We start from the raw sequence: 14,523 nt of genomic DNA, 5'->3' as shown, positions 1-14,523 counted from the left end.
TCCAAAATTCAAGCCAGGTAAGGCTTGGAAAGAAATGTTCTAATTTTGATTTAAAAAAGAACAAAGCTTATAGCTTACATAAAAGAAGGGGCCTCGTTTGGGGCCCTTTTTTATTCCCAAAAACGACAGAATCCGATTGAAATTATCGCCTTTTATAACGGCAAAATGACACTAGGAATATATTTCCTAGGGGCTAAGTTATTAGGAATTCAACTACAGCGGCAAAAACTTCCGGAAATCCTTTTCCTAGCTTGAATCTTAGCCCTTTAAAGCGTATAATTTTTGACAGAACCATGGAATTAACGGAAATTTTTTCTGTGTCCATCTTAAAACAAATCATAGGTTAACCAGGAAGGTTAGGAAAATGGCAGAGGAAGGCGAAAACAAAGCTGAATCAGGCGGAAAAAATCCATTATTAACTGTTGTGTTAATTCTTAACGTCATCATGATGGGTGGAATTGCATTCCTACAACTACAAACTCATAAGAAGCTTACATCACAGCCTTCTATGCAAGATGTTGTAAAAGCTGAAATGAAGAAAGTCTCTGGTGAAGATGATGAGAAGTCTGAAACAGGTGAGGCGAAGGAACAGAGCGGAAAGCTATTTCCTCTAGACGGTTTCACAGCTAACTTAGCTCAGGGTGATGGGCCAAGAAGATTTATCAGACTAAATGCAGTGTTAAAACTTAGCAGTGATGCTAAGGAAGAAGAGTATAAGGCGAGAAAGCCACAGATTAGAGATGCCATTATCTCTATTTTAAACTCTAAGAGACCTCAAGACCTTTTAAAGGGTCAAGGTAAGGAATACCTTAAAGAGGAAATCAAATCATCTATTAATACATTCCTAGTAGAGGGAAAAGTATTAGATGTATATTACGTAGGGTTCCAAGTAAATTAAGCATCGTTTAATTTACTAAAAATATTACCGAGAGCAGGAAGCTCAAACATCATGTCCTAGGAGGGGAACGATGGCACAGGTACTAAGTCAAGACGAAGTCGATGCACTACTTAACGCTGTTAATGATGGTGACTCTGATGATTTCCTAGGTGGAGACGGAGGAGATTTCGATGATGATGAGGGTGATGATAATATACAGCCCTATGATCTGACCAATCAAGACCGTGTTATTCGTGGGCGAATGCCTATTCTTGAAATCATCTATGAGAGATTCATTAGATCTTTCAGGGTTTCTCTTTCAAACTCATTAAGAAAGATTTCTACAATTTCAATGATCTCAACAGACCTTCTGAAATTTGGAGAGTTCGTAAACACTCTTCCGATCCCTTCATGTATGTGTATTATGAGATTCAATGAACTAAGAGGACCAGCTCTTCTTGTTTTCGAATCAAAACTAGCTTATGCCATTATCGACTCTTACTTCGGTGGAACTGATAGGCCATTTACTAAAATTGAGGGTAAGGAATTTACGGCAATCGAACTTTCGTTCATGAAGAAAGTTATGGATATGGCCATTGCTGATCTTGAAGAAGCATGGGCACCTGTTCATAGAATCGATGCACAATATATCAGAACAGAGATTAACCCTCAGTTCGTTGGGGTTGTGCCTCCATCAGATGTAATTATCGCAACAACTCTTGAAGTTGAATTCGAATCAGCTTCGGGAACAATTATGATTGTTGTTCCATATTCTACTATTGAACCAATTAAGCAGAAACTAAGTTCAAGTTATCAAACTGATAATGATATGGCCGATAGTATTTGGACTACGGCGATGAATGAACATATTAAGCAAGCCAAGGCAACTGTAACAGTTAAACTTGGTGAAGCTGAGATGACTGTTGGTGATCTGCTAACACTTGAAAGTGGAGATATCATTCCACTTAATCAAGAAGCTTCTGGAGAAGTTAAAGCAGAGATTCAAGGTGTAGAAAAAATGAAATGTCTAATAGGAACCTACAAGGGGAATAGGGCAGTTCAAGTAACTCACGTGGATAAATCAGTTCGCGGTGAAATTAACGTAGATAAGGAATAGGGAGATATCATGAGTGATTTAGAAAACAACATGGACGGAATGGGAAGTTTAGAGTCTATCAACACGATGGAAGTTCAAAAGCTAGCTGATGATGTAAAGGCCGGTGATGATGCGATCAATAAGCTAAAAGTTCAAAACCTAGACTTTATTCTTGATATTCCACTGAAGGTAACAGTTGAGCTTGGTAGAACTGAAGTTCAAATTAAGGACTTACTACAACTAGGGCAAGGTTCAGTACTTGAACTTGATAAACTAGCTGGTGAACCACTAGAGATCTTAGTAAATGGAAAGCTCGTTGCTAAGGGTGAGGTTGTTGTTGTAAACGAAAAGTTTGGTATTCGTCTTACAGATATCATTTCACCAATTGAGAGAATTGAAACGCTTAAATAGAAAACAAGAAATTAGGATAAGAAGATGAAAGGAATCAGCTTAAAAACATTATTAATCACATCTTTAATTAGCTTCTCAGCTTTGGCAAAAGTTAATATTACAAAGCTTAGTTATAAAGATGACAATAACTTTGGTGTTGTGACGATTAATCTAAAAGGAGCGCTTAAAGACACTCCTGAGCTGCAGATCAAAGGTAATATTGTTCAAGTTGCGATTCCTAATTCTGTTGTTTGGCCAAAGATTGAAAAGCAAGTATCAGTAAATAAGTCTTTTGATACAACGCTAATGGCCTATCAGTACAATAAAAGTCTTTCAAGAGTAAGAGCTAACCTTCCTTATAAGCTTGATGGTAAAGAATCAAAGGTTAGTGTCGTTCTTAATGATAACAATATTCAGCTTTTCTTCCCTAAGCAAAAGAGCTTAACGAAGAAGATTGTAACTTCTGTAAATAAGAAGACTGTTGAATCAAATAAACCAAAAAGAGTTGTTAAGGCAAAAGCATCTTCATACGATGAAAGCTATCTTGAAAAGCTCTTAAAAGACAAAGAGCAAACAAAGAATCAGCCCGTAAAGAAAATTGCTAAAACAGAAACATCTCTTTTTGAGGAAATGAACACGAAGAAAGAAGTCGTTTCAGATGCAGTTGGAACAAAAATGTCTTCTTTTAAGAAATCAGAATTTAATTTCACATCTTATATTTTTAAATTTGTAGGGTTCTTTGCCTTACTTGTAGCAGGGATTTACTTCGTGATGAATTTCTTTAGAAAAGGAATGCTTAAAAAAGGTGGTCTTGGTTTCTTAAGTGGAACTAAGATGGTTGAAGTTTTAAGTACGACTTATATTGGTCCAAAGAGATCAATTCTTGTACTTAGAGTACATAAACAAGTTTTTCTTGTAGCTCAGTCAGAAAAAGGAATGGACTTCCTTACTGAGATCAAAGACACAGCTGGATTTATGAAAGAAGGTGAGAGAAAGGTTGTTGGTGACAACTTTGATACAAACCTGGATTCAGCAGAAGAAAAAGGAAAAGAGTTCAAACTTAAAGAAGTTGTCTCTCAACTAGATAATGAGTCTGACTCTCATGATGACGTTGATCCAGTACTAGCTGCTCTTGCAGGTCAGACTGAATCTCAAGAGCTTAATAAGGTAAGCCTTTCTAAGCAGATTAAAAACAAGATTAAAGAACTAAAACCACTTCAATAATAGGAAGTATTGAATGAATAAACTTGGACGTGCACTATTTCTACTTTTGGCAGCTGGCATTTCAGGAAATGCTCTTGCTCAAAGTGCAACGAACCTAGGTCTACCAGGCCTATCAGTAAATTTCGGTCAGGGTGTTGATCTTGTTGATACATTAGAGCTTACAGCTCTTTTTACTGTTTTAACATTAGCTCCAGCAATCCTTATCCTGTGTACGTGTTTTACTCGTATCATTGTCGTACTTTCGTTCATGAGACAAGCGATTGGTACACAAAGTATGCCACCTAATCAGTTACTTGTTGGATTTGCACTATTTCTTTCTGTTTTCGTTATGCAACCAACTGGAGAACAGATTTATAAAGATGCAGTTCGTCCATACATGGATAGAAAAATCACAACAACAGTGGCCCTTGATAGAATTGAAAACTCTCTAAGAGGGTTTATGAATAAACAAGTTCGTAAAGCTGATATTGGTCTGTTCTATGATGTCACAGGAAGAAAAGCTCCTGCGACAATTAATGAAGTGCCAATTCACTTTCTAATTCCAGCTTTTATTATTTCAGAGCTTAAGACAGCCTTTCAGATTGGGTTTCTTCTTTATATTCCTTTTCTGATTTTAGATATGGTTGTTGCTTCTGTACTTATGGCCATGGGGATGATGATGCTACCTCCTGTAGTTATCTCACTTCCATTCAAACTACTACTTTTTGTACTCGTAGATGGTTGGCAGCTAGTGACTGGTTCACTACTGAGATCATTTAACTAGGAGAGATAAATGGACTTTTTTTCAGACATCGCAAAACAAGCAATTACTATCGGCTTAATGATCTCTGCTCCAATGCTGCTTGGATCTCTGATTATGGGTATTCTCGTTTCGATTTTTCAAGCGGTAACGCAAATCAACGAGCAAACTCTTTCATTTATTCCTAAGATTTTGGTTATCATTGGAGCACTTGTTCTAACGGCACCTTGGATGAGTGACCAACTAACAACTTTTACAAGAGAACTTATTATAAGTATTCCACAACTAGTAACTGGAAGATAATAGGATACTGATGACAATACAAATAACTGACATTGTTCCAATCATTGCTTTCTTTCTTGTTTTTGCAAGATTGTTGGCCGTGAACATTCAGTTGCCTATATATGACAACCTACCAATTCCAATGGTTGTTAAGGTTCTTTCGACTCTTGTTATCGCTTTTTGTTTTTTTCCAAGTGTTCAGCATGAAGTTATTAAAGACATTCACTATGTGGGAAAAGATAACTTTTGGGCCTTGACTGCTGTTTATACAATTGTTGGTTTGGTCATTGGATATCTTGTTAAATCGATTATGGGAATTTTTGTTTCTGGTGGTTCAATTATTACTCAACAAGTTGGTTTTGCAGCTGTTCGATATTTTGATCCTTCTTCTGGTCAACAGGTTGGTCCATTTGAAAAGATGATTCAGTGGACAGTGCTAGTGATGGTCATTTCATCAGGAGCTTTACTACCAATGTTTAAAGGGGTTTTCACTTCTTTTGAGACGATCCATATCTATAATATGGGAAATTTTGGAAAGGCGCATATCTTTTATATTGAGGCCTTTAAATCAATTTTCATTGCAGCAATTATGCTTGCGACACCACTTATTTTTACAAATATGCTTATTATGACTGTTCTTGGAATTATTGCCAGAACAGTCCCACAGCTTAACGTTATTATGGTTAGTTTCGCTGTAAATATTGGACTTGGGCTGCTTGTTTTTGCAGCGACGAGTGATGAATTTTTTAACGTAGCCTTCAAGATGTATACAGACAAGCTTGGAGAATGGTTTCAATTTATTATCTAAGGATAATAGGGAAGAAAGATGGCTGACGAATCAGATCAGGAAAAAACAGAAGAGCCTTCGGCGCATAGGATTGAAGAATCTAGGCGTAAAGGTGAAGTTGCCTCTTCAAAAGAACTATCTAGTGTTTTAGTTCTTTCTGCATCTTTGATGACGCTGGGGCTTTCTATTGTCTTCATTTACGAAGAAATGGACTCATTTGTTAGATGGTTGGCACATCTGGATGTTGCAACGGCTTTCACTGAAAAAAGTCTAAGTACAATTGCTCACAGAACAGCTAAAACAGCTCTTGTTTGTGCTGCCCCAGTAAGTATTGTTGCTCTATGTGTTGGTATTATAGCTAATGTTTCTCAAGTTGGTTTCTTATTTGCCACGGATGTACTTCAGTGGAAACCAGAAAGAATCAACCCAATTGAGGGTGTGAAAAAACTCTTCTCTGCAAGAGCAGCAGTTGAAGCTTTGAAGGGTGTTTTTAAATTTATTATCGTAATGGCGATAGTATATATGTTTTTAAAAGATGATATTGCATCTTATATGGGATTCTTCCATATGGATTTCTTTCAATCATTCCTTCACGGAAAAGATATTCTTATCAAACTTGGATTTTCAATTATTGGTGGTCTGCTCCTCGTTGCTATTGGAGATTTTGCTTATCAAAAACATTCTTATAAGAAGAAGATGATGATGACAAAAGAAGAAGCGAAGCGTGAGTCGAAAGAGCAAGATGGTAATCCAGAAGTTAAGCAGAGGATTAGAAGCATCCAAAGAGAAATGGCCTCAAAGAGAATGATGGCCGATATTCCAACTGCCGATGCTATTATCACAAACCCAACTCATATCAGTATTGTTCTTAAATATGATTCTGAAACAATGATCTCTCCAACAATCATTGGAAAGGGGCAGGACAACCTTGCTCTCAAGATTAGAGAGATTGCTAAAGAACACGATATTCCAATTGTAGAAAATGTTCCTCTTGCTAGAGCTCTTTATAAGAGTGTGAAGGTAGGGGAAGGTGTTCCAAGAACACTATATAAAGCTGTCGCTGAAGTACTAGCATTTGTTTATAAGCTAAAAAGAAGTAAGGGCGCATTAGGTTAAGGCCTAGGTAGGTAATTGATGGATTCAATTTTTGGACGATTTAAATTTCTAACACAGAACTCAGACTTAGCTGTAGCAATAGGTCTACTGCTTATTCTTGGTGTTATGATTATTCCAGTGCCACCGTTTGTTCTGGATCTTCTGCTTGCTATTACGCTTTCTCTTTCAGTTGTTATTCTTCTTGTTTCTGTTTATACGAAGAAGCCTCTAGATTTTTCAACATTTCCGGCCGTTCTTCTTGTTTCAACTCTTTTTAGACTTTCACTGAACGTTGCTTCAACAAGAAATATTCTTCTTAGAGGGGGGAGTGAAGGAACGAGTGCCGCAGGTGAGATTATTAGATCATTTGGGGAGTTCGTTGTTGAAGGAAACTTCGTCGTAGGGATCATCGTCTTCATTATTCTTGTTATTATCAACTTTATGGTAATTACAAAGGGTGCTGGGCGTGTTGCTGAAGTTGCTGCAAGATTTACCTTAGATGCGATGCCTGGTAAGCAGATGGCCATTGATGCCGATCTGAATGCAGGGCTTATTAATGATGTTCAAGCAAAACAAAGACGTGCCGAAGTTGCTCAAGAAGCCGACTTCTACGGGTCAATGGATGGTGCTTCGAAATTCGTTCGAGGGGATGCTATCGCTGGTATTATGATTACAGCAATTAACATTATTGGTGGAATCATTGTTGGTGTGGCCCAAGGTGGAATGAGCTTTGGTTCAGCTGCTGAAACATTTACGCTACTCACTGTTGGTGATGGTCTCGTATCGCAAATTCCAGCACTTATCATATCAACTGCAGCCGGTATTATTGCCACGAGAAACACTTCTGAAGATAATCTTGGGGCTCAGATTGAAAATCAATTCAAACTACATCCTAAGGCCATTTATATCGCTTCAGGGGTACTTCTTGTTTTCTCTGTGATACCAGGTCTTCCAAAAGTTCCTTTCATCACTGTTGGTTTGGCACTTGCTTATATGGGGAATCGAATTGAAAAAGGTGTTCAAAAAGAGAAGGAAGAGGCCACTGCAAAAGTTAGTGAAGAGAAGAAAGCGACACCAGATTCACTTGAGGATCTACTTTCTCTTGAACTTGTTGAACTTGAAGTGGGTTATGGACTAGTTAACCTCGTCGATTCAGCTCAAAATGGTGATCTTCTTGAAAGAATTACATACATGAGAAAACAATTCGCTTTAGACTGGGGTGTAATCATTCCTTCTGTTAGAATAAAGGACAACCTGGAGTTAAAACCAGGTGGATATAGTGTAAAAATCAAAGGAATTGAAGTTGCACATGGAGAGTTGATGCCTGATCACTTTCTGGCCATGGACCCTGGCTCAGTTATCGAAAAAATGGATGGAGTTGAAACTGTTGAACCAGTATTTGGACTTCCTGCTGTTTGGATTTCAGAAGAACAGAAGGATGATGCTGGATACAACGGATATACTGTTGTGGATCTTTCAACAGTTATGGCAACACACCTTACAGAAATTCTTAAATCTAACCTTCATGAGCTATTTGGGCGCCAAGAGCTTGTTAGAGTTATGGAAAACTTCAAAGAACATTATCCTAAGATTGTTTCAGACCTCGTACCAGATATCCTACCTCTAGGGTCGGTTTTAAAAGTTCTTCAAAATCTTCTCAGAGAGGGAATCTCTGTAAGAGACTTAAGAACAATTTTAGAAACTCTTTCAGAATATGGAACAGTTATTAAAGATCCAGATTCACTGACAGAATATGTAAGACAGTCTCTTTATCGTACAATAACTGAGGCGATTAAAAGTGATATGGGAGATATCCCACTGTTTACACTAGATAGAAAAATTGAAGAACAAGTTGCAAGTAACTTAATTCAGACAGAAAGTGGTCAACAACTTTCATTGGATCCAAGGATTACTCAATCTATTCTTGCAAGCTTAAACGAGAAAATCGAAGAAGCTACGAATATGGGAGAGAAAATGGTTGTACTTTGTTCTCCAGTAATTAGAAATCATTTTAAGAAATTGACAGAAAAATTTATTCCAAACTTGATTGTGGTAAGCCATAATGAATTAAGCCCTGATGCGAATATCAGGTCTCTTGGAACGGTGAGGTTATAGGATGTATGTAAGAAAGTTTGAAGCTGACTCATTGGAAGAGGCACTCAAAGACATCAAGAGAGAGCTTGGGCCAGATGCGATTATTTTAAAGACGCTGACAAATAAAGGCCTTAAGGGAGCATTTAAAAAGAAGAAGATCGAAATCACTGCGGCGATTTCTGAGAAAAATTACTCTAGTAAAGCTAAAGTTGATGCTGTTTTAAATAATGAGCAAAAAGAAAAGTTTTATCAAAATGATGCTTCTTATATCTCTAATATGATTAATGAGCCAGCTGAGCGCTCGCAACCAGCTAATAATGGTTATGGGAAACTTGCTTTGAATAGACAAGTTAACTCGACAGCGAGTGAAGAAATTGCAACTCATTCTTCGGCCAGTGGCCTTGATGATTTCTTAAATACACCAGTGTCAACTAAGAGATCAGCACCTCAAATTGAAGACGAAAACCCAATCTTTGCAGATGAGCCAGATTTTGACTTTGAAACACAACTTGAAGCTCAACAAGCGGCCGCTCCAGTTATTGAAGAGAAGGTTGTTTCAAAACCAGAGCCAGTTGTTTCACAACAATTATCATCAGATGTTCAAGAGGTTGTTGAATCTCAGAAGTCAAAAATTGATGAGCTAGAAAAGAAGCTATATGAATTAACTCAAAATGTTCAGAGTATAAATAAGCCTCAAGCTCTGGGTGTCCAAGAATTGGTCTCAATTCTTAGAAGCTTAGATATTGAAGAAACATATGTGCAAAAAGTTGTTAGAAAAGCAAATTTTGAACTTTCTGTAGCGGATAAGGAAGATCCAGACACAGTATTTGAATTTGCTCTAAGAGAAATGCTAGGGGAGATAAGTGTTGGAATGCCACTATTCTCATCGGTCGATAATAGTGAAAAGCATACAGTTACTGTTGTTATCTCTGATGTAACATCAGGGCAAAGTACAATGCTTAGAAAAATCGCATCTCTTCAAAAAGATTCTAAAATTATCCGTAATAAAGGTGATAATGACTTTAAAGAAAATGAAACTTTTTCTGAGAAGTTTTTTGATATCGAGACAAGTGTGTGTCGCACTATTTCTGAAATTGTTGCTTCAACAAGAACGGCTCTAGAAGGTAAGAAGAACGTTTTTATTGACTACAAAGCAGGGAACCAAGAAGTTAACGAAGTGAAGAAGTTTATCGATGGATTGAGACGTTCATTTGAGAATGTGGAAGTTTTAGTCTGTCTTTCATCAATCAACACAGAGTTATATAATAGGAAGGTACTTAACCGTTATGCAACTCTAGCTAATGGTATGGTAGTGACACATTTAGATCAGTGTTTAAATTTTGGATCACTCTTTAATTTAGCGATTGATTTTAATCAGCTGCCTTATAAGTTTTTTGGAACAGGACAAGTTGTTCCAGATGACCTCGAAGCTGCAACTGCTGAAAGGATTTTAGCAGGAATATTTCAACTGTAATTAGTTTTTGACTTGATTTACATTGTACGGGAGACAGGATGTCTAAAGGTGAGCTGAGTCATTGGCTAATGTCACAAAGAAGTGACTTTAGGCCAAGTAGAGAGTTAGACTTAGGTTTTATTGCAACGAATACGAAGACAATTGCAATTGCTTCAGGAAAGGGTGGAGTTGGTAAAACAACAGCGTCCCTGATGCTAGCAAAGCAATTAGTTAATTCTGGAAAAAAAGTTCTTTTAATTGACTGTGATTATAATTTATCTAATACAGCGGTTAAATTAGGGCTTCCACTCAACGATAATTTTTATTCTTTACTGTCAATGGAGAAGAGTTTCTCAGAATGTCTTCATAAAGATGGGAATTTACATCTTCTTTCCGGTTGTAATGGAAACTCTGATTTATTTGATAAGAGTTTTGAGCATGATCGTTTCATCATTGATGTTATTAGTGAACATGGAAATGAATACGACTTTATCCTACTTGATTGTCCGGCCGGGATAGGAAAGGAAACAGTTAATCTCGCTGCATATGCTGATCACCGTTTTATGATTGTGAATCCTGATAGATCATCAATCACTGATACTTATGCCTTAATTAAAATTTTAAAGCAAAAATACTCTGTCTCAGAGAACCACTTAGTTGTGAATAGAGTTTCTTCTCAAACTCAGTACCTAAGAGTTGTTAAGTCCCTTATGGACACTGTTTCAACATTCTTAGAAGGACAACTTAGAGTTCTAGGTCCTGTGAAATTTATGAACACTCCAGTTGATGAATTTGATAGGGGATTAAGAGGGGCGGAAAAAAATTCTCTTCATAAATATTTCTCTAAAATAGTACATAAGTTTACCGACGAGAGCACTGGTCTGTTTGAAAATGTTTTGAATTCAGACTTTAAACCGTCAGTAGAACAAGAAGTTCAACCAACTTTATAGACAAGGAGTGCTCGATGTCATCAATAGCTAAGAAACTTAAGAATTTAAAAGATTATAGGTCTACACTAGACCCAAAAGTAAAAGATGAAATTGTTGTAGAGTATGCTCCACTAATTAAATATATTGCTCAAAAAATCGCTTCAAGACTTCCGGCCAATATTGAGCTAGATGATCTTATTTCATGTGGTGTAATTGGGCTAATGGATGCAATCGAGAAATTCGACCCTTCAAGAGATAATAAATTCAAAACTTATGCTGAATTTAGAATTAGAGGAGCGATCCTAGACGAACTTAGAGCACAAGACTGGGTTCCTCGTTCTATTAGAGAAAAAGCTAAGGTTATCGATAGAGCTTACTCAAAGCTAGAGTCTGAGCTTGGAAGACCAGCTACTGATGAAGAAATGTGTGCAGAGCTAAAAGTATCTAAAGAAGAATTTCATGACATGTTAAATAAAGCTAAATCTGTATCAATGCTTAATATTGACGATTCAGCTACTTTTAATAGAAATGACAAGAAAACAATGGCCGGGATGAACGAAGAAAGTAAACACGTGAATCCATTTACTGCTGTTTCAAATAAAAACTTCAGAGAAAAAATTAAAGAGGGAATCTCTCAATTACCTGAGAAGCAAAGACTAGTATTATCTCTTTATTACTATGAAGATTTAAACCTTAAGGAAATTGGTCAGGTACTAGACGTAACTGAATCAAGAGTATCACAACTTCACACACAAGCAGTGTCTAAGCTGAAAGCTAAGCTACAAACGATGTTCGAAGGTTATGAAGAGCTTGTAAGCTAATATTTTCCTGTATAAATTACTACAAAATATATAAGCCTTCGTAATGAAGGCTTTTTTTTATTTTATCAATAAAGAGAAGTTTTTTCCTTTAAATTTCCCCAGAAAAAATGCATAATATTTAGAGAAATCATCGACGAATTCACAGGAAGTGAAGGGTCTTAATGACATGATGTTGACTATCAAAAATTATATTTTAAAGAAAAATACTTTTACTCAAAAATCTTTGACATGCCTTTTTGGCAGGAGTTCTAAATGACGTTACGCTTCGGTAAACCGCTCTACGTATACTTTTGTGCTGCTATGTTGACTCTCTTTGCGGTCATGAGCGCTGGTGTTTACATGTATTGGGAAAGAGGTCCAGCCAATATGGATCGCGTTGCTCAAATCTTTGAATCAACAGTTCAACTAGATAGTTTGAATAAGGAAGCGGGATTTAAGAGGATTAAAACTCTTGTGCAAAGGGATAGAGTACGTGAAGCAATTGCTTACTTCGAAACGCTTCAAGGTAAGATTGCTAATTTAAATAATCTTGAAACAGTTAAGTCATACGATAACTTCGAAGAAGATATGCAACAGTTAAAGGGAAGCTTAAATAATATGCTTTCTTTTTCAAGTAAATCAACACTCATTAGCGTTCTAAGAACTAAGGTTGAAAATTTCAAAAGCTTTGTTGTTCATAATCAGTGGAGAACATTAACAAGAGTGTCGACAAAGATTCAAGCAAAGATTTCAACAGGGGCGACTAAAGCACCTAATTTTTATACATATAAGAAATTAAACTCAATCCATAAATCAATTAATAACGATATCAAATATATGGAGGCGGTAACTCAGAGTTCTGTTCTTTCAAGAGAAGATAAGAATCTTATCATGATTAAACTAGGAACTTTAAAAACTGAGTTGAACCTTCTTGAAAAGTCTCTAAACTCTCTTAGAAGTTTTTACACTAGCTATGGAGTAGCAGAGAAGAGTTATCTAAATTGGTTATCAAGTGTTGAGCCTGCACTAGCATTAAAAAAGATTTCAATCGTAAAGAGTTCTCAAACAACACTTTACGCTATGGGATCAATTGTAGGTTTAGTTTTCTTATTTCTTATTATTGGACACTTTGTTTATACAAAAGCGGGAAGGGCCCAAAAGCAACAAGTTGAAAAAGAAATGCTTGGTGTAATTAAAGAAGGTCTTATTCCTGTTAAGGCCGCAATCAATGATTCTTGGAGCCAGGGTTTCAAAGAAGAACTTGATAAGTATCGTGAGTATGTACATAAGAGAATGAGTTTTGGGTCGATCTTTCAAGATGCTATGCCATTCTCGTCGATCCTTTTGGACTCTAACCTAAATCTTGTATGGGCCAATACTCTTTTCTATGATCACTGGGATTTAGATGAGAAGGTAAAACAAGATTCAAACGTGACTTGGGATTTCCTGCAAAGATATACAAACCTTGGTGAGAATGATCCTGTCGTTTGCGCGATTAAAGAAAATATTGCGGGAATTTATCAGATTCAGGTTAAAACAGAAAATAGCGAAGAAGCTGCTCCATTTGAAATGTATGTTTCACCAGTTGAGTATGCAGGGCAAAAAAGAATCATGGTTATTTTCTATCCATTAAGAAGCTTAGAAGAGACACTAGGGAATCAGATGAAATCTTTAGTTTCTCCTGTTTCTAAAACTCTTGATGCTCTTCTTGATAATAGATTTCAAGGTGACTTTATTGAGAGAGTACAAGATGACTTCGAAGCAGCTGGTATTGAGCATGTCTTTAAGAAATTTACGAAATTAAATGACTTTTATAATTCTCAAAGAAATGGTCTGATGAATGAGATTGAAACGATTGAGAATACACTATTTGAACAATATAAAATGATGGATGATGTGAAGATTATCTTTGATGGACAAAAAGATCTTCAACATGACGCTATTACAAAGTTCTCTTCAGCAAAAGAACATATTGTTTCTGTCGTTGATATGAGATCTCAGTTTGAATATATGATGAATCAAATGTCAGAGTTAGGTTCTGAGTTATTTGAAGAGGAGTTAACTCTTATTACTAAAGCCACTGAAATCAGTGAAGTCATGGAGGAAAACTCAAGAGCTATGGAATCACTAGTTAAATCTAGAGATGATTTCAAAAAGCTTAAGTCTCAAGTAGAGATGTTCAGATCAAGAGTTGGGCAAATCTTAGAACACTCGAGAAACTCTGATTGGACTAGTTCAAAAAATGTTCAAGGTATGCAAAGACTGAAGTCTGAACTTATGGATTTTGAGAATGTATTAACTTCATTTTCAAGAGTCGCAACATCACTAGATGTTGGTTTATCTAAAGTGCAGATTATTATGCAATCTAAAGAAATGCCAGAGATGGGTGAGACAAAGAAAGTATTTGAATCTCTAAGAACTCAAATGGAAGAGTTATCATCTGAGTCAGCCAAGCTCGGTAGAGTTGGACAGGCAAAAGATGAAGAACTCATTAAGTCATTAAAGGGACTTTTCCTTAGCTTCCAAAACCTGAGAGTTAAGACAAAAGAGATTGATGATATGATTATGGAACCATATCAAAACGATCAGCACTTCGAAGAAGATTTACCAGAAAATAATGCATAAACATAAAAAGAAAGAGCTCCTCTATGAGGAGCTTTTTTTTGTCAAAGGATAGAGTATAAAAGCAATAATTAGTCTTCTTATATTTAGTTTGTTTTCTTTTCTTGCTCATTCTCAAAGCTTTGAAGTTGATAG

13 protein-coding genes are annotated in these 14,523 nt (G+C 36.4%); all 13 read left to right on the top strand.

Annotated elements, in window-relative coordinates; translation table 11 throughout:
* The first annotated feature begins 364 nt into the window (after positions 1 to 364).
* Positions 365 to 898 carry a flagellar basal body-associated protein FliL gene (gene fliL / locus M901_RS16355; protein ID WP_021277393.1) on the top strand — a complete coding sequence of 178 codons (534 nt, stop codon included), beginning with the start codon at positions 365 to 367 and terminating at the stop codon, positions 896 to 898.
* 70 nt (positions 899 to 968) lie between these two features.
* Complete coding sequence (fliM, locus tag M901_RS06585) at positions 969 to 1,994, top strand: flagellar motor switch protein FliM (protein WP_021277397.1); 1,026 nt, start codon at positions 969 to 971, stop codon at positions 1,992 to 1,994.
* Between the two features lie 9 nt (positions 1,995 to 2,003).
* The gene (fliN, locus tag M901_RS06580) at positions 2,004 to 2,384 is read left to right on the top strand and encodes a flagellar motor switch protein FliN (RefSeq protein WP_021277399.1); all 381 of its coding nucleotides are present in this window, start codon (positions 2,004 to 2,006) and stop codon (positions 2,382 to 2,384) included.
* 24 nt (positions 2,385 to 2,408) lie between these two features.
* The gene (locus M901_RS06575) at positions 2,409 to 3,587 is read left to right on the top strand and encodes a flagellar biosynthetic protein FliO (protein ID WP_021277390.1); all 1,179 of its coding nucleotides are present in this window, start codon (positions 2,409 to 2,411) and stop codon (positions 3,585 to 3,587) included.
* A gap of 13 nt (positions 3,588 to 3,600) precedes the next feature.
* Positions 3,601 to 4,350: a flagellar type III secretion system pore protein FliP gene (gene fliP / locus M901_RS06570; RefSeq protein WP_021277395.1), complete on the top strand. Its 750-nt coding sequence runs from the start codon at positions 3,601 to 3,603 to the stop codon at positions 4,348 to 4,350.
* A 9-nt stretch (positions 4,351 to 4,359) separates the two neighbouring features.
* A complete protein-coding gene (gene fliQ / locus M901_RS06565) occupies positions 4,360 to 4,629 on the top strand; it encodes a flagellar biosynthesis protein FliQ (protein ID WP_021277402.1) in 270 nt (89 codons plus the stop codon).
* A 10-nt stretch (positions 4,630 to 4,639) separates the two neighbouring features.
* Entirely contained in the window at positions 4,640 to 5,416 is a 777-nt protein-coding gene (locus tag M901_RS06560) for a flagellar biosynthetic protein FliR (protein ID WP_021277391.1), read from the top strand.
* Between the two features lie 18 nt (positions 5,417 to 5,434).
* Positions 5,435 to 6,511, top strand: coding sequence for a flagellar biosynthesis protein FlhB (flhB, locus tag M901_RS06555; protein ID WP_021277398.1), 1,077 nt, complete (start codon positions 5,435 to 5,437; stop codon positions 6,509 to 6,511).
* Between the two features lie 18 nt (positions 6,512 to 6,529).
* Positions 6,530 to 8,605: a flagellar biosynthesis protein FlhA gene (gene flhA, locus M901_RS06550; protein ID WP_021277401.1), complete on the top strand. Its 2,076-nt coding sequence runs from the start codon at positions 6,530 to 6,532 to the stop codon at positions 8,603 to 8,605.
* Position 8,606: 1 nt separating this feature from the next.
* Complete coding sequence (locus M901_RS06545; protein ID WP_021277392.1) at positions 8,607 to 10,058, top strand: hypothetical protein; 1,452 nt, start codon at positions 8,607 to 8,609, stop codon at positions 10,056 to 10,058.
* A gap of 38 nt (positions 10,059 to 10,096) precedes the next feature.
* Positions 10,097 to 10,987 (top strand): AAA family ATPase, encoded by an 891-nt coding sequence (locus M901_RS06540; protein ID WP_021277400.1) that lies wholly within the window; start codon positions 10,097 to 10,099, stop codon positions 10,985 to 10,987.
* Between the two features lie 14 nt (positions 10,988 to 11,001).
* Positions 11,002 to 11,787: a sigma-70 family RNA polymerase sigma factor gene (locus M901_RS06535; protein WP_021277396.1), complete on the top strand. Its 786-nt coding sequence runs from the start codon at positions 11,002 to 11,004 to the stop codon at positions 11,785 to 11,787.
* A gap of 252 nt (positions 11,788 to 12,039) precedes the next feature.
* Positions 12,040 to 14,391 carry a hypothetical protein gene (locus M901_RS06530; protein WP_034720968.1) on the top strand — a complete coding sequence of 784 codons (2,352 nt, stop codon included), beginning with the start codon at positions 12,040 to 12,042 and terminating at the stop codon, positions 14,389 to 14,391.
* The last annotated feature ends 132 nt before the right edge of the window (positions 14,392 to 14,523 follow it).

The sequence above is a fragment of the Bacteriovorax sp. DB6_IX genome, assembly GCF_000447775.1.
In the GTDB taxonomy this organism is placed as follows: Bacteria; Bdellovibrionota; Bacteriovoracia; order Bacteriovoracales; family Bacteriovoracaceae; genus Halobacteriovorax_A.
This window is presented reverse-complemented; position numbering and strand designations above follow the sequence as displayed.

Coding starts and splice junctions, on each gene's coding strand:
- fliL (WP_021277393.1), top strand. CDS start 365: ATGGCAGAGGAAGGCGAAAACAAAGCTGAATCAGGCGGAAAAAATCCA.
- fliM (WP_021277397.1), top strand. CDS start 969: ATGGCACAGGTACTAAGTCAAGACGAAGTCGATGCACTACTTAACGCT.
- fliN (WP_021277399.1), top strand. CDS start 2,004: ATGAGTGATTTAGAAAACAACATGGACGGAATGGGAAGTTTAGAGTCT.
- M901_RS06575 (WP_021277390.1), top strand. CDS start 2,409: ATGAAAGGAATCAGCTTAAAAACATTATTAATCACATCTTTAATTAGC.
- fliP (WP_021277395.1), top strand. CDS start 3,601: ATGAATAAACTTGGACGTGCACTATTTCTACTTTTGGCAGCTGGCATT.
- fliQ (WP_021277402.1), top strand. CDS start 4,360: ATGGACTTTTTTTCAGACATCGCAAAACAAGCAATTACTATCGGCTTA.
- M901_RS06560 (WP_021277391.1), top strand. CDS start 4,640: ATGACAATACAAATAACTGACATTGTTCCAATCATTGCTTTCTTTCTT.
- flhB (WP_021277398.1), top strand. CDS start 5,435: ATGGCTGACGAATCAGATCAGGAAAAAACAGAAGAGCCTTCGGCGCAT.
- flhA (WP_021277401.1), top strand. CDS start 6,530: ATGGATTCAATTTTTGGACGATTTAAATTTCTAACACAGAACTCAGAC.
- M901_RS06545 (WP_021277392.1), top strand. CDS start 8,607: ATGTATGTAAGAAAGTTTGAAGCTGACTCATTGGAAGAGGCACTCAAA.
- M901_RS06540 (WP_021277400.1), top strand. CDS start 10,097: ATGTCTAAAGGTGAGCTGAGTCATTGGCTAATGTCACAAAGAAGTGAC.
- M901_RS06535 (WP_021277396.1), top strand. CDS start 11,002: ATGTCATCAATAGCTAAGAAACTTAAGAATTTAAAAGATTATAGGTCT.
- M901_RS06530 (WP_034720968.1), top strand. CDS start 12,040: ATGACGTTACGCTTCGGTAAACCGCTCTACGTATACTTTTGTGCTGCT.